15 protein-coding genes are annotated in these 20619 nt (G+C 35.9%); 10 read left to right on the top strand and 5 right to left on the bottom strand.

Translation table 11 applies throughout. The annotated features are described in order from the left end of the window. Positions 1–484 precede the first annotated feature (484 nt). Positions 485–2437, top strand: coding sequence for a hypothetical protein (locus LC419_RS21850; protein WP_223609335.1), 1953 nt, complete (start codon positions 485–487; stop codon positions 2435–2437). Positions 2438–2784: 347 nt separating this feature from the next. Here LC419_RS21850 and LC419_RS21855 read toward each other — a convergent pair whose 3' ends face one another. Continuing rightward, positions 2785–3603 carry a hypothetical protein gene (locus LC419_RS21855; RefSeq protein WP_223609336.1) on the bottom strand — a complete coding sequence of 273 codons (819 nt, stop codon included), beginning with the start codon at positions 3601–3603 and terminating at the stop codon, positions 2785–2787. A gap of 236 nt (positions 3604–3839) precedes the next feature. Here LC419_RS21855 and LC419_RS21860 point away from each other — a divergent pair, with 236 nt between their 5' ends. The 3 genes from LC419_RS21860 to LC419_RS21870 all read left to right on the top strand — a co-directional run bounded on the left by LC419_RS21860 (position 3840) and on the right by LC419_RS21870 (position 7323). Then, complete coding sequence (locus tag LC419_RS21860) at positions 3840–4955, top strand: AraC family transcriptional regulator (protein ID WP_223609337.1); 1116 nt, start codon at positions 3840–3842, stop codon at positions 4953–4955. 74 nt (positions 4956–5029) lie between these two features. Continuing rightward, positions 5030–6358, top strand: a complete 1329-nt coding sequence (locus LC419_RS21865; RefSeq protein WP_223609338.1) for a S41 family peptidase — start codon at positions 5030–5032, stop codon at positions 6356–6358. A gap of 128 nt (positions 6359–6486) precedes the next feature. Beyond that, a complete protein-coding gene (locus LC419_RS21870) occupies positions 6487–7323 on the top strand; it encodes a GLPGLI family protein (RefSeq protein WP_223609339.1) in 837 nt (278 codons plus the stop codon). A gap of 380 nt (positions 7324–7703) precedes the next feature. Here LC419_RS21870 and LC419_RS21875 read toward each other — a convergent pair whose 3' ends face one another. Further along, positions 7704–8300, bottom strand: a complete 597-nt coding sequence (locus tag LC419_RS21875; RefSeq protein ID WP_223609340.1) for a Crp/Fnr family transcriptional regulator — start codon at positions 8298–8300, stop codon at positions 7704–7706. A 249-nt stretch (positions 8301–8549) separates the two neighbouring features. On the opposite strand from LC419_RS21875, the gene LC419_RS21880 reads away from it, so the two are divergent. Continuing rightward, positions 8550–8837: a hypothetical protein gene (locus tag LC419_RS21880; protein ID WP_223609341.1), complete on the top strand. Its 288-nt coding sequence runs from the start codon at positions 8550–8552 to the stop codon at positions 8835–8837. Positions 8838–8942: 105 nt separating this feature from the next. Further along, entirely contained in the window at positions 8943–9497 is a 555-nt protein-coding gene (locus tag LC419_RS21885) for a putative glycolipid-binding domain-containing protein (protein WP_223609342.1), read from the top strand. Between the two features lie 279 nt (positions 9498–9776). On the opposite strand, the gene LC419_RS21890 is transcribed toward LC419_RS21885, so the two are convergent. After that, positions 9777–10373 (bottom strand): Crp/Fnr family transcriptional regulator, encoded by a 597-nt coding sequence (locus LC419_RS21890; RefSeq protein WP_223609343.1) that lies wholly within the window; start codon positions 10371–10373, stop codon positions 9777–9779. Positions 10374–10961: 588 nt separating this feature from the next. On the opposite strand from LC419_RS21890, the gene LC419_RS21895 reads away from it, so the two are divergent. The 3 genes from LC419_RS21895 (at position 10962) to LC419_RS21905 (ending at position 16053) form a co-directional block, all read left to right on the top strand. Beyond that, positions 10962–12080: a serine hydrolase gene (locus LC419_RS21895; RefSeq protein ID WP_223609344.1), complete on the top strand. Its 1119-nt coding sequence runs from the start codon at positions 10962–10964 to the stop codon at positions 12078–12080. Between the two features lie 403 nt (positions 12081–12483). After that, complete coding sequence (locus LC419_RS21900; RefSeq protein WP_223609345.1) at positions 12484–13917, top strand: DUF3945 domain-containing protein; 1434 nt, start codon at positions 12484–12486, stop codon at positions 13915–13917. 48 nt (positions 13918–13965) lie between these two features. Next, a complete protein-coding gene (locus LC419_RS21905; protein ID WP_223609346.1) occupies positions 13966–16053 on the top strand; it encodes a type IA DNA topoisomerase in 2088 nt (695 codons plus the stop codon). 67 nt (positions 16054–16120) lie between these two features. Here LC419_RS21905 and mobC read toward each other — a convergent pair whose 3' ends face one another. Next, positions 16121–18121 (bottom strand): conjugal transfer protein MobC, encoded by a 2001-nt coding sequence (gene mobC / locus LC419_RS21910; protein WP_223609347.1) that lies wholly within the window; start codon positions 18119–18121, stop codon positions 16121–16123. Positions 18122–18290: 169 nt separating this feature from the next. Here mobC and LC419_RS21915 point away from each other — a divergent pair, with 169 nt between their 5' ends. After that, on the top strand, positions 18291–19298 hold the full coding sequence (locus tag LC419_RS21915; RefSeq protein WP_223609348.1) for a YhcG family protein: 1008 nt from the start codon (positions 18291–18293) through the stop codon (positions 19296–19298). 33 nt (positions 19299–19331) lie between these two features. On the opposite strand, the gene mobB is transcribed toward LC419_RS21915, so the two are convergent. Further along, on the bottom strand, positions 19332–20612 hold the full coding sequence (mobB, locus tag LC419_RS21920; RefSeq protein WP_223609349.1) for a conjugal transfer protein MobB: 1281 nt from the start codon (positions 20610–20612) through the stop codon (positions 19332–19334). Between the last annotated feature and the right edge of the window lie 7 nt (positions 20613–20619).

Raw genomic sequence — 20619 nt, forward strand, 5'->3', positions numbered from 1 at the left:
ATATTAGAGGGCCTATTGAGGGGCTATTTTTTATTGAAACTTTAGTTTTATCACTTCATTTGTACTCAAACTGAATGTAAAAACAAAGAAACAATGAAAATTAAAATTTTCCACTTCTTATTTAATAGTACTCACTACTTGTAATTTTTTCACTCTTAAATAGTAGATAAACGCGACTAGTAGAAATAAGGAGCTTTCCATTTTCATAATGCACGATATAACCATTTAACAATCTCCCGATTTTACCTTACTAACTAAGAGTTGAGCTTTAGTATAACAGCTGAATTTTATAACTGGTATATAATTAAAATAACCAAACACTCATACTATGAAAAACTATTTAAAACTTGGAATTTTATTACTTCCTACGTACACCTACTCACAAGTTGGAATTAATACCACATCACCAAAGGCTTCGCTGGAAATAGCTGCTAAAAACCCTACTGGAATAACAACCAATGTAGAAGGTTTAATCATACCACGAGTGGATAGGCAGCGTGCCCAATCTATGGGCGGGGTTGTTACTTCAACCCTTCTGTATGTTGATAACATCAGTACAGGAACTCAAACTGGAATTGCAGTGAATATTGATGCTACAGGATACTATTATTATAACGGAACTGTATGGACGAAGCTATCAACGTCTGCAGGTATTCCCAGTAATATTTATAACACGGACGGATTACTCACAGGGAACAGAATTGTAACTCAGGGTTCTAATACTTTAGCTTTTATTGGAACGGCTAATAATTCTTTTTCTGTTGACGGAACAACATTGTCAGTGGATGCGGCTAATAATAAAGTTGGTATTGGAACAACAACTCCTGTGGCGTCCCTAGAAATAGGTAATAAAACCACAGAGCAAAACCCTAATATAAGACTTCAGTCAAATAGTAATTCATATGGTGCAGGTGGTATTTTAGAATTTAGAGAATTAGACTCAAATTATGGTATTAATATAAGACATGAAACTGCTCAAAGCACAGATTTCACGATAGCGGAAGGCTTACATTTTAATGCGGTCTCTGGTACTGAAAATAAAATCAACTCTATACTGTCCATAGATCAAACTAATCGTAGGATAGGAATTGGTGCAACTGCACCGTTGAGCAAGTTGGTAGTGAATGGAGATATGCAACTAATCAATGATTTAAAAGTGGGGGGAAGTCCATCTGTCTTGGGAAATGCAGGCATAACAGGACAGGTTCTTACTTCTGGAGGCGCAGGATCAGCACCAACATGGACAACAGTGTCAGGAGGTGTTAATAATAACATTTACAATGCAGACGGAACTCTTTTAAATAACCGAACTGTTACCCAAGGAACTAATACTTTGACTTTCACGGGAGGGAATGTCACAAATGGATTTTCTATTGATGGAAATACCTTTTCTTTAGATGCACTTAATAATAGATTAGGGATAGGCACAACGACACCTCAGAGAAATATGCATGTAAACGGAACCTTACAGTTAACCAATGAATTCAATATTGGAGGAAATGCATCTACTGCTGGCAGCGCAGGGACAACAGGACAGGTTCTTACCTCTGGAGGCGCAGGATCAGCACCAACATGGACCACGATGGCTGCAGATGCAAATATCTACAATACAGATGGCGTGTTGACAAGTGCAAGAACCGTATCGCAAGGAACATTTCCTTTATCTTTTACTGGAAATAATGCTGCCAACGGATTTTCTGTTGACGGTACTACATTTTCAGTTGATGCAGCCAATAACAGAATAGGTTTAGGAACTATCACTCCTCAAAAAAACCTGCATGTCAATGGTACTTTGCAGGTAACGAATGAGCTGAGCATTGGAGGGAATGCAACAACTGCCGGAAATGCAGGTATAGCTGGACAATTCCTTTCTTCCAACGGTCCGGGTGTTGCTCCCACTTGGCAAAGTTTAGCTGGAATTGTACCAACTTCAAATGGTACTGTAATCGCAGTCAATGGACAGTTATTGATAGCTCAGGAGATAACCGCCCAATTGTCAGCTGACTTTACGATTTCTAGCGCGGTAGCCACTCCTATAGGAAATCTTAATGTAGAAATTATTGACAATGAAGGTAAATACAATAGTACAGCAACTACTAACTCATTTACTGTATCTTCAAGTGGTGTTTATCAGGTTATACTAAATATGCAACTATCCCAAACTGCAGCTTCAAATCCCGTTATAGGAGTTTGGGATGATACAACAGGGGATTGGGTTGTGCGAGGTAATGATCTTTACACGGCAACCGAAGTTACTGGCTCTAATTTGCGACGACAAACCTACACAGTGATAACATCTGTTGATATGAATTCTACACATACCTATTCATTTAGGATAGTTGCTTCTGCTGGAATTGCCTGTACGGTAAAAGCTTTTAGCGCAGGTGCTACCGGTTCCGGTGCTATCAGCCAAGTAACATTAAAGAGACTAAAATAACCATTCCTCGGAATGGTTACATCAAGATAATGTCTTTCATTTTCTTCCTAAAGGAAATTTCATGACACTAAATTTTGATTTTGCCAAGAGAATGTCAGTAATTATAAGTTGATGCTGGCTTGATAAAATCTCAATTGGTTCTGGCACCCAGTTGAAAGACATAAAAAGAAATCTATCCTCAAATAAAAGATAAAATTTAATACAACATCTTACAGAAAGCATGCATGTGATATTTGGGGATTTATCTAACTCAGAAAAGTTTACTATCATGCACTTAGCTAGGATATAGCCGGAAAATGTAATTTTAATATGCTTACTCCATGGGAACACCACCTGTTGCTTACTTGCTACAAAAAGTAAGCGGCCATGTCCCGTTGATGTACACCCTTATTCAATTCTTTTTTTAACGAGATAATAACCGGTTTGGAAAAATCACCTTTGTAGTATAAGTGAATTCTGGTGGATCGCAAGTCTGCAGCTATTGAATAGTTGGATACAATATCATGAGTATCTGTCTGTGCAGTTTTTTCCAGTAAAGAAACCACATCTTTTAAGTAATAATCCTTCTCTACGGACAGATACCGGAGTGCAGTATCTCTACGCACGCAAGGCTCATAATGGTTGCTAACAGGATAATTGGTAAGTGCAAAATTTCTGGTTGTCCGCCTCATGATGTAACTCCCGTGAACAACCGCATAATCTCCTTTGGCGTCACCGACAAATAATTGTGCCGCGGTCAATTTTACAAGATTAAACTTTGAAATATAGTCTATAGCTTCATCTACCGTTTTGCATTTTCTAAGCACATCGGTTATTACTTCCTCGCTTCTGTCCAGTCTATTCCGTTTCCTTGTGAACGGAATCTCATTTATTGCGGTGTAATCCATTAACAGTCCATATTCATTCATTCCACCTTGTGGATTCTTGTACATCAGATGATTTATCTTTTCATCAGATGAAAGTTCGGTCCAGATCATATAACCATATTGATTCCTGAGCCTGGGATAATACCATAACCTGTAGGTAAGCGAGGGCATCTCATCTTCATTGTTACCGACCCAAACATGTTTTCCGTCATTGGCCATAAATATCGTACATGCCTTATAATCTACGACAGTTATCATCCCTGTAATTATCCAAAGAATGATATAAATTTTACGTTTCATAATGGTTTTGATATACCTGCAAATTTACCATCCAACTTACATCTGACTGTTCGTATTTACCCACAAGAACATATTTACCTCGATTTCTCTGGGTTATGTGGGTATAAAAAAATTTCGGCAACACAATACTATAATATACTGTTTAATAAATATTTATATAAAAAGAAATACTATTTCTCTTCCTATTTTTACAAGATTTTGTACTTTTATTCAGGAATATTTAAATATTACTTTACATGAATGCCTTTCTGATGTGCTTTTCTGCTGGTGGCTGTCTCCTTTGGAGCTTTTTGCTTTTTTTCTCTCCTTGGGGACAAAATTTAAAGGCTAACAGATGGCTGGCGGTGTTTTTCTTTCTGATGGGAATCTCATTTTTAGAAATAAGTTTCGGAGAATGGGCGGAACGTTTTACTCAGATCAGAATAGGTCTTAACTCCTTTCAGTTTATTATGGCACCAAGTCTTTTTCTAAGTACAGTAAGTTTCGTAAATCCTAATAAATCTTTTGGCAGGAAAGACTTGCTCCATTTTTTGCCATTCCTGATTTTTTTAGTAATTGTACTTCTTGGATTTCCGAGCAGTACGAACCCTATGGTCATAAAAATTTTCAGCATAGGTTCTACAGATTTCCTACTTCGTGACCTTTTACCTTTACAGTTGGCAGTATATATTATTCTAAGTTATCTTGTGTTAATCCACCATAAACGAAACCTGCGTATCTTAAAAACATCTGCCTCAGAAACAAACTACAGTTGGCTTGGGTATTTTTTATTGGTATTGACTTTTGTACTGTTTTTCTGGATAAATGACGCCTTAATTGGCCAAACCTTAATGCTCAAAGCAATGCCAATCGCATATACGAGCGCTGTTTTTTTTCTTGCCAGCTATTCTATTAAACAGCACCATACTCTTGAATTTAATACGAAGCAATTAATAGAGAACCCTTCTCTCCTTGAAATATCCCCATACGAACCTCCTAAAAAAAAAGCAAGACTTAACAAAGCAGAGTTATCTGAGTTATCCGTAGAGCTAAACAAATTGATGCATGAAGAAAACATTTTCTTAGATAATGAGCTAAGTCTTCCCATTTTAGCAAATAGGCTTGGAATCAGTGTCCACGATGCTTCTTATATGATCAGGGAAGTCACGGGCAACAATTTTTATAATTATATCAACAGCCAAAGAATTGAACAGTCAAAACGACTCCTGGCTTCCGGAAAGACGGAAAGGCTCAATATGGTTGGAATTGCTTTTGCTTCGGGGTTTAATTCCAAGACAGCCTTTAATACAGCTTTTAAAAAATTTACCGGAATGTCACCCACCGAGTATACCAGAAACATTTTGAAACGGTAAACTTGTTCGGATATATCCAGCGGAACAATCTAAGCTGTTTTTCAGGGTAATTTTGTGTATCAAAAACAATCCCTATGATTTCTACCGCTAAAACAGCATTTGCTTACTTTATGTTTTTTATTTTTTTCAGCCAGTTATTTTCTGCTCAGCAGCCAATCGTCAAGTTAACACCCGCAGAGAAAAAACTGGTTATCGACTCCATTTGCAAAAGGCTTAAAGATATATACATCTTTCCGGAAAAAGCAAAAAAGATGGCAGACGGGATTTCCTACAAATATGATCGCGGCGATTACAATATTATTGATGATCCCTCTCAGTTTGCAGGCAAGCTTGCAGCAGACTTAGTAAACATTTCACAAGATCGCCATATCAACATCACCTTTGATCCCATATGGGTACAAACAAGCAGGAAAGCAATAAGTAAAAAAGATAGTTTAGAGCTGCTAAGCAGGGATTTCCCCAATGCCCTTGCTGATAATTTCGGATTTAAGACTGTAGATATACTAGCCGGTAATATCGGCTATCTCAATCTTACCAGGTTTTATGCCCCGGCATTAGGCGGTGACACGGCAACCTCAGTTATGAATTTTCTCAGCAATACAGAATCAATTATCATCGACCTGCGCCAAAACGACGGAGGGCGCGGTGATATGGTACAGCTGATTGCCAGCTACTTTTTTGAATCTGAACCTATTATGATTGCAGACATCTATTCAAGAGAAGATGACCATCATAGGCAGGATTGGACATTGCCTTATTTACCAGGCAAACGTATGCCTGACAAGCCTTTATATTTGCTGGTCGGACAAGCTACTTTTTCGGCAGCAGAAAGCTTAAGCTATTTTTTGAAGAATCGTAACCGGGCTATACTTGTCGGACAGGTTACAGGGGGTGGCGCACATCCTGTCCATCATAAAATTCTTACCGACAGATTTACCCTATTCATTCCTTATGCCCGCTTCATAGATCCAATTACAAACACTGATTGGGAAGGGACTGGTGTTATACCGGATATTGTCGTATCTGAGAAAGAAGCATTAACTACTGCCCATATTGCAGCACTGGAAGGTGTTGTGAAAGATCAAGCTAAAAGCCGAAGTAAAACATGGGCATTGGAAGTTGTTAAGGCACGGATAAAGCCCATTGCCATATCCCCTGTAATTTTGAAATCTTATACGGGAAGTTATGCAGGCGGAATTAGAAAATTGACCTATGAAGAAGGTAAACTATATATTCAGAGAAACGGTGAGCCCAGGTATGAGCTTGTTCCACTATCCGGCAAAACCTTCCATATTGAGGAACTCCCATATCTTCATATTAAAATCAATACAGAAAACGGTAAAGCCGTCAGTTTAATCAGACAGTACAATGACGGAAGCGACATACAAGATCCCAAAGACTAAGCACTTATATTATTTTTATACTATATCTAGTCTTTAATGAAAAACAATAATTCAAAAATGAAAAACCTTTAGAACAGTTTCTTAACGTTTATCACCATCTCTATTTACCCTATTAAAAATTAACACTTATGAAAAGTATTTTTGCTCTGTTAATATGCTTCTTTTTTACATCCATTCAGTCACAGACCTATAGATTCACTTATCAACTGAAGTACAAAATGGATTCTACAGAAGCGGGTTATGAAAAATTAAATATGCTACTGGACATTAGCCCCGGAGAAGTTAAATTTTATGGACAGAATTTACTGGCTACTGATTCCTTGAATAAAAGATTTGGCACAAACAATAGTCATACAGATATGTCAGGCCAAATTGTGAAAAGAAAAATAAACACTTTTGACAACACTAATTTCATTGCAATAAAAGAAGGTTATTATTCTTTTAAAACCGCAGACAAGCTAACCTGGATTATTTCGGATGAAACAAAAAAAGTGGAAAATTACACTCTCCAGAAAGCCTCTACCCGATTTGGAGGAAGGAATTGGACTGCATGGTTCTGTAAAGATATTCTTTTTAGCGAAGGCCCCTATAAATTCCGGGGACTTCCGGGCCTTATTTTTGAGCTTTGGGATTCCGGAGAAAATTTCATTTATCACCTGGTAAAGAGCCAAAAGCTCACAGGCATTTATTCCACTGATAATTTTGTAGAATCTAACTTTGGAAATAGAGCAATACCAATCGATGAAAAACAGAAAGTTAAACTAATTAAGGATTTTTACAATGATCCTTTTGCTTTTGAGCGAAATAATTTCAACAAATCAAATACAAACTTAAAGATTAATATTAACGGAACAGAGATTCATACTGTTGACGAACTGAATAGTCAAACAAAAAACATGCAGCAGGTGATCAGGAAATACAACAATCCTATAGAGATAGATAAAGCTATTCATTTCAAGGAATAAAAATTTTGGTCATAAACTTATCTTTTTGTCTATCGGAACTACCTGGTAAATTGACTATTTCTTTCGGAAGATATTTTATCTACTGTTAATGATAGAGGTTTGTTTTAAGAAGGATTTCTATTGGTATTGAAATTTTAAAAAATTAATTATAAATAAAACAGCTCTCCAAATTGTAGGAGAGCTGATAAGTAAAGGTGCAAAAATGACGTGTAATTCTGATTCAAATTTATTGTATATACAATGTCTAATTTATGATTTGAGTCATAAAACATAGTGACTTGTACTTTAAAAACACATAATCTCTTCCTGATTTTTTCGTGTACGCTTTTTATTCTAAAGAGATTTTCTTGTTAAAATCACTGATTAAACTTATCATTCACTCAATAAAAAACCTTTCTGTTTTCAATTTTTAAAACATTTGCTTTCTCCATTTTTTTTATTGTCCTGATAACCGTTTCAACGCGAAGTCCCGTAAGATTGGCAATTTGCTGCCTGGTTAAAGAAACATAAAAACCATATGAATCTTTTTTCATGCTCATTTTTTTATGATAGTCTAATAAAGCTTGTATTTTAGCAGTAGGATCTGCAGATGAATTATTGAAAAGCATGAAATTCTTATAAAGTATTCTATTGGAAAGACACCGGAGCATATCATATAAAATCTCGTAATTCTCTCTAACCATTTTCATGAAATTAGGTTTAGAAAGTCTTAGCACTTTACAATCCGTTCTGGCCACTGCGTTCACTGGTTCACTGTTTTCACTGAAAAGTAATGATTCATTGATTGCTTCACCATCCGAAAGAATATTGAGCGTAAATTCTTTACCGTCATCATGGTAGTTATTTAGTTCAACAATACCACTAACAATTTGCAAATAATAATTAGGTTGATTACCCATTGTAAAGATCGTCTGCTTAGCTGCAAAATCTTCATAATTTGCTCCATTTTCAAGCAAGACAGTTTCATTAATTATCATAGTAATAGTAATTAAATATGGTTAAACAATGAAGTCTTAGTAAAAGAGAAATGGTTTAAAATTATTATCAATTTTCAGACCATAATATAGCTGAAGATACCATCTATATACCACACTCATAATGCAATTATTGAAAATAGAAACAGCAATAACGTATATGATCTTACTCATAATCTATTGGTGAATTAATATTTACTTTTAAATAATTAAATTAAAGGACAAAGTATATTAAACATCAATAAAATTATTATGAAAAATTTAGTACTTTCAATTATTGCTATAAGTATTTCGGTTTTAGCCTGCAAAAAAAATGATACAACGCAATACAAAAGTCCTGCTGATTCAGCAAGGACACAAAACAATATTTCTGACACGTCGACTTCTGTGCCTAAGACCCGAGAAGACAGTTTAACGGATCGCGACAGCATCAATACAAAAACCCATATTAGTGGCAGAAAAACGAGCAATAATAATACGGGTAATGGTTCCGGCAATATCAATGCCGCTGTATCAGACAGTGCACATCCTGCCAGATGAATTCCCAATGGATTAGTACATTGATGTTATTGAAGCTGCATTATTAAAATCAATGGTGTAATACGTCTAAAATCATTCTATTTTCTAAATTTTAATATAAAATTCATGCCGGTATTAATATGGAGAGGCATTAATTATCACTCTCTTGAATATTTTAACTTAAACCATAAAAATAACTTATATGTTGTTGAATCCACCATTATTGGTAGCTATAAAGAGAATCTTTATAAAGTTATATATGAATTAATTATTGATAATCATTGGCTTATAAGTGAATTTAAAATTATATCCGAAGTTAATAGTATAAGGCATCTTATTACAGGAAAAAAGATAGGAAACCAATGGGAAATCAACGGATTAATCAAATCAGATTTTAATGGATTTGAGTATATTGATATTTCTCTAACACCTTCAACCAACAGCCTACCTATCAATAATTTACATTTAAAAACCAACCATCCTAAAGAAATTAGTGTGATCTATATTGATGTATTAAACCATCAAATTAAAACTACTTATCAGCGTTATACCAAAGTTAACGATTGCCACTATTTTTATGAAAATATAGAAAATGATTTTAAAGCTGATCTTTTGATTGATGAAAAAGGTTGGGTACAAAAGTATCCGGGACTTTTTGAAAAAGTAGCTGACCAGACCTAAACTAAAAGTAACTTTCGATACAACTCCACTCACATCATCTGCTAGGTAAAAATCCATCTGCAATTTGAAAGTGCGCGCAAACAGCAATTCTGTAATTTCCCAGAGAGCTCTCTTACATCCTAATATCACCCGTCTGACTAATAGGATTACTGTAATCTATCGGGAGTATTTTGAGTTAAGCACATTTTCAAATATAACATAAACGGAATAACACATCTTTAAAGCTTTGACTTTGGTCTTAAAAAATTATAAAAACTGTACTTGTTTTATTTATATGAATTAATAATAAATCTTTTTGTTATATTTCTTTATAAGTTTCTGTTTTTCCATTTTATTAAACGCTCTTATAACAGTCTCTATGCGAAGACCGGTCAAAGTAGCTAATTGATGTCTTGTATAAGGAACTTCAAAGCTATATTGAGCATCAAAACCAAAATATGTTTTAATATGGTCAAGAAGTACCTTCAGTTTTATGGTAGGGTCTCCAATAGAAAGTAAAGAAGAGATTAAGTACCTAAAATGCAACCGGTCAGCGGTATAATGATTGACTTTAAAATGAAGTGCAGAATTTTTTAACAGTAATTTCAAAAAGGCGCTTTTTTCCAATTTGATAATTTCACATTGGGAAATAGTCATCGCGTTAACCGCATAGAGATGGTCGGTGAATAAATAACTCTCTCCTATACAGTGCCCGTCAAAGGGAAATCCATGAACAAATTCTTTTCCGTCTTCCAGGAAATTATTAATCTTAACAAACCCTTGTCTTATTTGGAAATAAAATTTAGCTATTGTTCCCTCCTTAAAGATAAATTCATTGGGTTGATATAATTCTGTCTTCGCTCCGTGAGCAAGCAAAATATCTTCAGAAATGACCATTAAATTTAATTATTAACATTATAAAATTACTCATTATAAGCTGACATTCCAATACCACACATATGATGTATTTCAGTTTTTCCATAAGTATTTGTCAAAAAGATATAGTAGAATAATACGGTTTGCTATTCTTATTTTGACAAGACATCCTTATTTTGATACACATTGCTCCCCAGTAATTCTATCATCCAATATTTTATAAATGATTTCGACTGAAAAACAGCCTACAATACAAAGAACATATCTGAGCTGATTAGCAATAGTTTCATTCAACCCTACTCCCCTGATTCATTACAATTTCACATTGTGCATGATCTGATAAATTCTTGAAGTCATAATAAGAAATATTCATAGTTTTTAATTAAAAGAGTAAGTTTTTAAGGATGTTAAGACGCATACAAATTTTTTACCATTATAGAAACAGTTTATTTTTTTTGTTACATAAATAAAAAGTGATTTTAAGCTGAGATTACCCGTCAGCAATAAGATCTTTTTTAAATCTATTTCAAATTCAATAAACTAATGTCCGGTGTCTCAAATAAACCGACGGCATAACCTTTGAAGGATACAATTTATGAATTATTGATCATGAAAAAATTATTGTCTGCAGTAATAGCAGCCTCAGCAGCGGCTGCTATTGTATATCTTTCAGGATATGGCTATATCTTAAATGCCATTATCCTTAATATAAAAAATGGACCTTTCACTCCTTCTATTGATGATGAAGAAAAATTTCCTTCTCACAGTATTAATACAAGCAATCCCGAACCATGGGAAAAAGATATTGCATACAATGAGAAAAAATTATCAGAATGCCTGTTAACTGATTTAGAAAAAACCAGAACTTCATCAATTCTTGTTATACACAATGGTAAAATTACTCATGAACAATATTGGAAAGACCACAGTCCATCTTCTCTTATGAATTCTTTTTCAATGGCTAAAGGTATTCTCGCCATATTAATTGGATGTGCCATTGATGATGGTTTTCTGCAATCTGAAGACGAACTTATATCTTCTGTATTTCCCAAATATAAAAATAGTCATTACGGAAAATATCTCACTTTTCGTCATCTTATGACTATGCAGGCGGGCATGGATTGGGAAGAAGAATATCATCATCCCTTTTCCCCTAATTCTAAACAGTACTTCATAGCAGATCTTGCCCAACAGGCTTTCGGTATAGATATTAAAGAAATGCCCGGAGAGAAATATGAATACCAGAGTGTTGCTGCACAGCTTTTAGGTCTTGCATTAAGAAAAATAACGGGTAAAGAGCTCGCAGTCTATCTTTCGGAAAAAATTTGGAAACCACTGGGTATGGAATTTTACGCAAAATGGAGCACAGACGACAAAGAGATGGAAAAAGCTTTTTGCTGTATTCACGCAACTCCACGCGATTTTGCAAAAATTGGGCAGCTTATTATTCAGCAGGGGAATTGGAAGGGCCGTCAGATTATCAGTCAAGACTATTGTAAGAGACTTCTTACTACAACAAAAGCCAACGATGCCTTCTGTTATGCTATATGGGCAAATGATGATAGCGAACCACGATGCCGTTTTTTCTATGGCTTTTTAGGTCAATTCATTATCATGGTTCCGGAGAAAAACATGGTTATTGTAAAGACGGGATTCTATAATCGCTTAGAAGTGGATAGGAAACAAAGACCACTTCAGGTTAAGCTTATAATTGACCAGCTAACCTAAATAAAAAACTAATTTAATTCCATAAAGCAAAGATCTTATCTTTCTATTCTTCTTAAAAGCTTTTAATATAAAATATTCATTTCTGTTTTTTAATTGATCTCGTACGGATTTTTTTTTCATTTTTATCAAACCATAGCCACTGTTTTTAAAATGTCGACTTATTTTTTTAAAATTTTCTATTCTCGTTTCAAATTCTCGTAATTAAAATTCCGTTTTCTTCCTACGAAAAACCTCAATATCATTCCATTTACTGGAAGTATAGCATGTCCTTTATCAGCCTTATAATCGTCCCTATTTTCAAGATAACCGCTGACAAATCGTGTCGATAATTGCCAATGAAAGCCATAGTCACGATATTCTAATCCCATACACTAATTTCATCATCCAATTAAATTCTATGACTATGGATGAGACTAAAGAAACCTTACAAAAATTAGAACAATTTTCTGATATCTTACTTGTACTTGATAAAGTCAAGATGAAGATTCAGGCAGTTACCGGTATCGGAGAGAACGGAGAATTAAAAACGGTTGATCCAACCAAAAAAAATCAAAACCAGTTTATGCGGGTAGATAAGTCCGGTGATCTATTTTCCAATTTCTTTTCCAATTTTTTCAGCCAGTTGAAAGACCCTACCCGATTTTCATTTTTCAAAGTCCCTTCCCTTGTGGCTATACAAAAGGCTAAAGAAATACAACAACATATTAACCATCCTACTGAAGAGGGAAAGGTACTGATAGACACCTTTGAAGTAAAACCAGAAAATACTATTAAACCAGAAAATAAAATCGATATGGAAACACCACAACCTACAACAGAAAACAATGACTACCGTTACCAACCGCAGCAATTAGATTGGGAAACTTTATCAAATCTTGGACTTAGTAAGGATCGGCTAGAGAAACTGAATTTACTTGTGCCTTTATTAAAGGGATATAAGACCAATGAACTTGTTCCTATTAGCCTTAATCTTGGTACTGCCATTACAAAACTGGATGCACGGCTATCACTACAGCCCAACGATCAGGGACAAATCGTTGTTGCTATTCACGGAATCAGAAAAGAGCCTCAACTCAATTTTCCTTTTTTTGGACATGAATTTACGAAGGAAGATAAAGAGAATCTTTTGACTACAGGAAATATGGGAAGAATAGTCGATCTCACCCATCCCAAATCCGGAGAAACGATACCCTCTATTATTAGTGTAGATAGGCTCACTAATGAACTGATTGCTTTAAAAACTGATTATATCAAAATTCCAGATGAGATTAAAGGCGTGAAACTGGATGATCATCAAACACAAACTTTACTGGAAGGCAAACCTCTGTATATTGAAGGGATGATCTCTAAAAATGGAGAGCCCTTCAGTGCTTCTGTGCAGTTTAATGCGGATAAGAAATACGTAGAATTCCTTTTTGACAGAGGAAATACCCAACATCAAACACAAAGTGTAGAGCAAACCCAGTCATCAGATATTCCAAGAATGTTTAGAGGCAAAGAACTGGATGATGAGCAGTATGCTCGATTTAAAGTCGGACAAACAGTATACATAGATGATCTTACCGATAAAAAAGGGCAAAAATACCAGGGATACATCACACTGAATGAGGATACTGGTAAAATAGACTTCTCTTTCCAAAATCCAAACAAACTTAAAGAACAGATAAAGCCTGCAGAAGCTCATAAGACGCAGATCGCTATTAACTCAGAAGGTAAAACGAATGAAGCCACTAAGAATATCAAACAACCACTCCAGTCGCGACAGCAGTCACCTAAAGATAAAAAACAGCTGGAACAGCAGAAAGCACCTATTAAATCAGGAGGACGAAAAATATAGCCTATTTCATGTTATTTGATAGAATATTAAACATCCACAAAAGTTACCATGAAATTAATACTAGCAGAAAAACCAAGCGTAGCAAGAGAGATAGCCCATGTGCTTGGTGTAGCTGAGAAAAAAGAGGGCTATCTGTCAGGTAAAGACTATTGTGTTACCTGGACATTTGGGCATTTGATTGGCTTAGGCATGCCTGAGGATTATGGGATTTCAGGATTTGAAAAAGAAGCTCTTCCCATACTGCCTCAGCCATTTCTACTGACTGTCAGAAAGATCAAAAAAGAAAAAGGATTTGCCACTGATAAAGGGGCATTAAAACAACTAAAGGTGATTGAACAGCTTTTCAATCGCTGTGAAAGCATTATTGTCGCTACGGACGCAGGAAGAGAAGGAGAACTTATTTTCAGATACATTTATCAATACCTGAAATGTACAAAACCTTTTGAGAGATTATGGATAAGCTCTCTTACGGAAAAAGCCATTAAAAAGGGATTTGAGAACTTAAGACCTGGTGATGATTTTGAAGGAATATACCAGGCAGCCCAGAGCAGAAGCCATGCCGACTGGCTCCTGGGAATCAATTCTACACAAGCAGTAAGTATAGCTGCGTGTAATGGCGTCTATTCATTGGGAAGGGTTCAGACCCCAACACTTGCATTAATATGCAGACGTTATCTGGAAAACAAAGCATTCTTGGTACAGAAATACTGGCAGATAGAATTAACACATACTAAGGATTTTATAGAGTTTAAGAGCCTTTCCGAAATCCAATTTAAATACAGAAAGCAGGCAGAAGATCTGTTAAGATCCATCGAAAGGAACGGAAATACAGCGACAGTTACTTCTGTAACAAGTAAAACTGTAACTGAGCAGCCTCCTTTATTATTTGACCTTACAGGCTTACAAAAGGAAGCCAATAAAAAGCTGAATCTATCGGCTGAAGAAACGCTGAATATCGCTCAGAGTCTGTACGAAAAGAAATTTATTACTTATCCCCGCACAGGAAGCCAATATATCCCTGAAGATGTATGGACAGAAATTCCCCAGCTGATAAGAGCTTTGCAGGAAAAGGAAAATTGCAAGTCAGCAGTAGGTAAAATCAAATGGGGTCATTTCAACAAGCGTATCGTCAATGATCTAAGGGTTACGGATCACCATGGACTGCTTACCACAGAAAAAATTCCCTCAGCATTACCTCCTAAAGAAAATGCAGTGTATGGTTTAATTGCTTTTCGACTGCTGGAAGCTGTTTCACCACCGTGCATAAAAGAAGTTACCGATATTTCTTTACAGTCTCTCCATTACGATTTTATCATAAAAGGTTGTAAAATTCTGGAAGCTGGGTGGCGCTCTATCCATAGCAGTTTTTCTGATGACACCGAGCATATGCAAGAATTGCCTGAACTCAAAGAGGGCAACGAAATTAAAATTAAATCTGCAGGCATTCTGGAAAAGAAAACCAAACCGCCTGTACTTTACACCGAAGCTGGGCTTCTTTCAGCTATGGAAACAGCCGGAAAGCAGATCGAAAATGAGGCGGAAAGGATAGCATTAAAAAATATTGGAATAGGTACTTCAGCTACCAGAGCTTGTATTATTGAAACCTTATTTTCCCGAAATTATATTCAAATAAACAATAAATCATTAATTCCCACTGAAAAAGGATTACAGGTTTATCAGCTCACTAAAGACAAGAAAATTGCTGATGTAGCCATGACCGTAGAATGGGAACTGGCGATGCAAAAAATCGAAAGAAATGAGCTCAATCCCTTGGATTTTCAACATGAAATTGAGACCTATACAAAATCTGTTACGAATGAATTTCTTCAAATTACCATCGCACAACCTAATTTTCCAAAACTCATTTGTCCCAAATGCAAAACCCATCAGTTGATGATACGGGATACCATTATCAAATGTCCTGACGAGGTCTGTAACTGGATTCAGTTCCGCAGTGTTTGCGGAGTGCATGTCAGTATAGACGATATCAAAACCCTTATTAATAAAGGCAAAACATCCTTAATAAAAGGGATGAAAAGCAAAAGTGGAACTAAGTTTAATGCTTATATCGTACTCAACGAGGATTATACAACCACTTTTGAATTTGAGAATAATAAAACTCCGCAACGAAAATAACTACCATCCTTTAGTTATTAAAAAGAAATGAGGCTGATTGTTAATCACCTCATTTTGTGTTTTACCATTATTCCTGCTGTATTAAATGCTGCAAATCGGGGTCGTTTTTAATGCGTTCCAATTCCTTTTCAATAATCTGAACAACATCGTGTTTTATCTCTCTATAATTAGCATCAATTACCTGTTTCATTAGATCCTCACCATGACCTTCTAAAAATGACAAAATCTCCGGTATCTTCTGGTAATCTTTATTTTCGGAAGCCACCTTATCATTATCGACAATAATTTCAGCATGAAAAATTTTCTGTTCAATTCTCTCATCAAAATTGTCCGATACAGCCCCCACAAAAATCCCCTGTGTAAGAGTAGAAATTTTAGAAGCCGGTATTAAGCTGTCTAACTGAGTAGATATGGATGTTGATGTATCGGTTCGGTTGATGGTCATACTTTGACGTTTCTGTAAGATCTTACCAAAACGTTCAGAAAGGCTTTTAGCGGTCTCTCCCACTACCTGGCCACTAAAAATATTCCCCACCGTATTTTGTATGACTTTACTTTCCTTATCGCCATAATCCCTGGTTAATTGCGAAAAATCCTGAAACCCCATACAAACGGCTACCTTATTACTTCTTGCGGTAGCTATAAGATTATCTAACCCCCTAAAGTAAATCGTTGGAAGCTCGTCGATAATGACCGAGCTCTTGAGTTGTCCCTTTTTATTAATCAGCTTAACAATACGTGAATTGTATAATCCGAGTGCAGCAGAATAAATATTCTGACGGTCCGGATTATTTCCTACACATAAAATTTTCGGCTCTTTAGGATTATTGATATCCAGAGAAAAATCATCACCAGTCATCACCCAGTATAATTGGGGAGAGATCATTCTCGACAAAGGTATCTTGGCTGATGCGATCTGACCCTGTAGTTGGTCCTGCGCCCCACCCTGCCATGCATCCATGAAAGGCGAAAGATAATTTTCCAAATCCGGATAAGAAGTCAAAATGGTGAATACATCTGAATATCTTTTATTGAGAAGCTCAATTGCATGGGGAAATGTACAGTATTTCCCTTTATCATATATTTTCAAAAACCAGATGATCGCTGCCAGTAGGATAATGGGTGATTCAACAAAAAAATCTCCCTGCTTTTGTATCCAGCTTCGATTAAGATTCAGCATAATGGTATAAGCTGCTTCATAGGCATCCGAAATATCCGTCATAAAATCTGGATTTAAGGGATTACAGCGGTGACTTTTTCTCGGATCATCAAAATTGATAACATAAAATTTGGGAGGCACTTTATACCTGTGTTGATTCTTTAGCAAATGATTATAAGCAATCATGGAGAGATCATCAAACTTAAAATCGTAGATGTACATTGAAAAGCCTTTTTCAATCTGCTGCTTGATATAATTATTGATGATGGCATATGATTTTCCTGATCCCGGTGTTCCCAGTACAATGGTTGCCCTAAAGGGATTGACAATATTGATCCAGCCATTGTTCCATTTTCCTTTGTAATAAAACTTGGTGGGTAGATTGACCGAATATTCATTTTCCAGTAGTGTGGTTTCCTGCATAAAACTTTCATTCTCATTGTTAAAAACATCTTCCATCAGATGATGAGTTAGTAGCCGATGCATCCATAATCCCGACATCAATAATAGCATATAGCCCGCAGTCAACGTCAGAATATAAAAAAAACCCCCAATTAAAGGAGCTAACAATAGTAATGGTGTATTTAAGAAATACAATACAAACCCGAAGAATAGAGCCAGGTTAATTTTCGGCCATGTAATCTTCTCGCTTTTCACCCCTTTCGTTCCCAGACAGCTTAAAGCCAGTAATACCAAAGCAAATACTTTGGTATAGATTGGATAAGAAAACAGGTTGGCTGTTTTCTGGAAATTATGTAAAATCTTGTCAATGACCGCCAGGGTCCATCCCCTTTCTAAAAAGAAACCATAACAATACCAATACAGATGCATTAATACGATAAGAATACTTACCGCTCTTATCAATGCCACGGTCTTCGCCAAACCTCTTAAATCGTCTTCTCCCTGCATCTCTATAATATTTAATGTTAGGAGTCGAATATAAATCCCTTCAAAAATCATCTTCGCAAATTGGCAGGCAGTGGCTGTATTTGGCATAACATCAACAGGACATTTTACTATTGATGATGCACAATGCTTGGATGAGATTGTTTAAATTTGTTTGTTTAAGAAAAGTACGATGATACCTATACAAGCAAAATACACTGAACTTCTGGATACTATCGGTTCAACCATTGAAACAGCCCGGCAAAATGCCGTCAAAGCTGTTAATACCGAGCTGGTAAAAGCGAATTGGGAAATTGGCAGGCATATCGTGGAATATGAGCAGCATGGGCAGGAACGCGCAGAGTATGGAAGCAGCTTATTATCGACACTTTCTAAAGACTTAAGACAAAGATATGGCAAAGGATTTGGCAGGCGGAATATCCTGGATATGCGACGCTTTTATCTTGCTTATCAAAAATGGCAGGCAGTGCCTGCCCAATTAAGCTGGACTCATATTGTTACCTTACTTGGGGTTTCAGATGATACTGCCAGAAAGTTCTATGAAAAACAGACTGTACTAGAGAATTGGGGTTACCGTGAGCTTGAGCGACAGATTAACTCTTCTCTATTTGAACGTCTGGCGCTGAGTAAAGATAAAAAGGGAGTATTACAATTGGCAGAAAAAGGACATATTATCACAGATTCATCCGAAGCTATAAAAGATCCTTACGTACTGGATTTTCTTAAAATACCTCAAAGCCACAGAGTGACAGAAAAAGCTTTGGAACAGAAAATCATCGATAATCTTCAAATGTTCCTTCTTGAATTAGGAAAAGGCTTTGCTTTTGTGGGAAGACAATATAAGATATCACTCCGTAACAGACATTTTTATATTGATCTTGTTTTTTACCACCGCATCTTAAAATGTTTTATACTCATTGACTTAAAAATAAAGCAGGTTGAACATTATGATATCGGGCAAATGAATCTTTATCTGAATTATTTCAAATCGGAAGAAAACGTTGAGGATGACAATGAACCTATTGGTATTATTCTCTCTGCAGAAAAAGACGAAGTACTGGTCGAATATGCTACCGGTGGAATTTCCAATAAGATCTTTGTTTCCAAATATCAGCTCTACCTGCCTGATAAAAAAGAACTGCAAAACAAGGTGCAAGCCATTCTGGAAAAAGAAGGCTAGAGAGGAATTGAGTAAAAGCAGCTATGCTCTTTTTCAGCGTGTCCGTTTCTTCTTTCTCTTTTTCATATGATGAGCAAAATCCTGCTCATGCTGATCTTCTCCATTGGTAAAAAAGAATAATCCGCCTAAGGCATCAATTAAACCAGCTTCAGATTGATCAGGGATTTGCCCATTATCAAAGATATAATGTTGTTTTTCTAAAGAAAAATACTCTACTTCATCTGCCCCTGTTAGTTTTTCAACAACAGGAATTTCTTTCTCCGATCTTATTTTGGTTTCCCATCGTTCATTAAAGAAATTGGAAGAAAATTCTTTTCCCAGGCTTGATCCGTTCCAGACTGTTTTTGAATGATGATCAATAAAGGTGATTCCATACATAAGTCCTGTATCATTTCTTCGGATTACGGTATTGATTCCCTGCCCAATCAGCTTATTTCTAAAGTCATTTTCATTATCTGTAGATTGCATCGCACCAGCAAGGACAGCTTTGATATGCATTTTTGATTCACTGTTTTTTAAAGTTTCCTTACACTGTATACAATATAATTCCAAAGCTGGAAGCCCGCTACTTTTACCAAATAAAGAGGCTTTAAAGGAATGTCCAAGTCTTTTTCCATCTGTATTCACCGAAAAATATAATAAACCACGCTCCATTTTTCCATGAAGTTCGCCCTCAACTGTTTCAGCACTTATATTAAAAAGTGAAAGCAGCGCATTGTATTCACCCAAAGTCCGGAACCTATAATATTTGGGAAGATGTCTTATAACAGAAGCAATCTGGCTTTTAATATTTCCGGCCTGATAATCAATCGGATTAAACATCATTCCCTTTTGCTGATCCATATTTCCAACTGCAGGAAAAAGCCCATATTTTTGTTCCAGATCCCTGCATATATTCATAGACTTTTTTCTTTCAAACTGATCAGATATTTTTTTTCCTTCTTCGTCTACGCAGACCGAGACAATATGGATATGGGAGCGACTGATATCCGTATGTTTAAATACTATATAAGGCTGTTCACCATAGCCCATTTCCCGCATATAATCTTCTGCTATCTGAATAAAACGCTCATCACTGACATCATCCTTTGGGTCAGGGTTAAGGGAAATATGTAACGTATGCTTATCAGTATTCCGGTTAGCTGCAAGATAAGGTTCAAAAGATTTAGCCAATTGTGAAACAGTATACCTCCCATCAGGTGTTTCAATTATTCTGTTGGTTAGCAATATTTTCCCATTTTGCTGTTCAACTTTCACATTATTATATGCCAATGCTCCATATAAATTACTTCCTCTTCCAATTTTTGCAATCATTTTCTCC

The organism is Chryseobacterium sp. OSA05B, from assembly GCF_019970065.1.
In the GTDB taxonomy this organism is placed as follows: Bacteria; Bacteroidota; Bacteroidia; order Flavobacteriales; family Weeksellaceae; genus Chryseobacterium.

Coding starts and splice junctions, on each gene's coding strand:
- LC419_RS21870 (WP_223609339.1), top strand. CDS start 6,487: ATGAAAAGTATTTTTGCTCTGTTAATATGCTTCTTTTTTACATCCATT.
- LC419_RS21905 (WP_223609346.1), top strand. CDS start 13,966: ATGAAATTAATACTAGCAGAAAAACCAAGCGTAGCAAGAGAGATAGCC.
- LC419_RS21865 (WP_223609338.1), top strand. CDS start 5,030: ATGATTTCTACCGCTAAAACAGCATTTGCTTACTTTATGTTTTTTATT.
- mobC (WP_223609347.1), bottom strand. CDS start 18,121: ATGCAGGGAGAAGACGATTTAAGAGGTTTGGCGAAGACCGTGGCATTG.
- mobB (WP_223609349.1), bottom strand. CDS start 20,612: ATGATTGCAAAAATTGGAAGAGGAAGTAATTTATATGGAGCATTGGCA.
- LC419_RS21900 (WP_223609345.1), top strand. CDS start 12,484: ATGGATGAGACTAAAGAAACCTTACAAAAATTAGAACAATTTTCTGAT.
- LC419_RS21895 (WP_223609344.1), top strand. CDS start 10,962: ATGAAAAAATTATTGTCTGCAGTAATAGCAGCCTCAGCAGCGGCTGCT.
- LC419_RS21875 (WP_223609340.1), bottom strand. CDS start 8,300: ATGATAATTAATGAAACTGTCTTGCTTGAAAATGGAGCAAATTATGAA.
- LC419_RS21855 (WP_223609336.1), bottom strand. CDS start 3,603: ATGAAACGTAAAATTTATATCATTCTTTGGATAATTACAGGGATGATA.
- LC419_RS21885 (WP_223609342.1), top strand. CDS start 8,943: ATGCCGGTATTAATATGGAGAGGCATTAATTATCACTCTCTTGAATAT.
- LC419_RS21860 (WP_223609337.1), top strand. CDS start 3,840: ATGAATGCCTTTCTGATGTGCTTTTCTGCTGGTGGCTGTCTCCTTTGG.
- LC419_RS21890 (WP_223609343.1), bottom strand. CDS start 10,373: ATGGTCATTTCTGAAGATATTTTGCTTGCTCACGGAGCGAAGACAGAA.
- LC419_RS21880 (WP_223609341.1), top strand. CDS start 8,550: ATGAAAAATTTAGTACTTTCAATTATTGCTATAAGTATTTCGGTTTTA.
- LC419_RS21915 (WP_223609348.1), top strand. CDS start 18,291: ATGATACCTATACAAGCAAAATACACTGAACTTCTGGATACTATCGGT.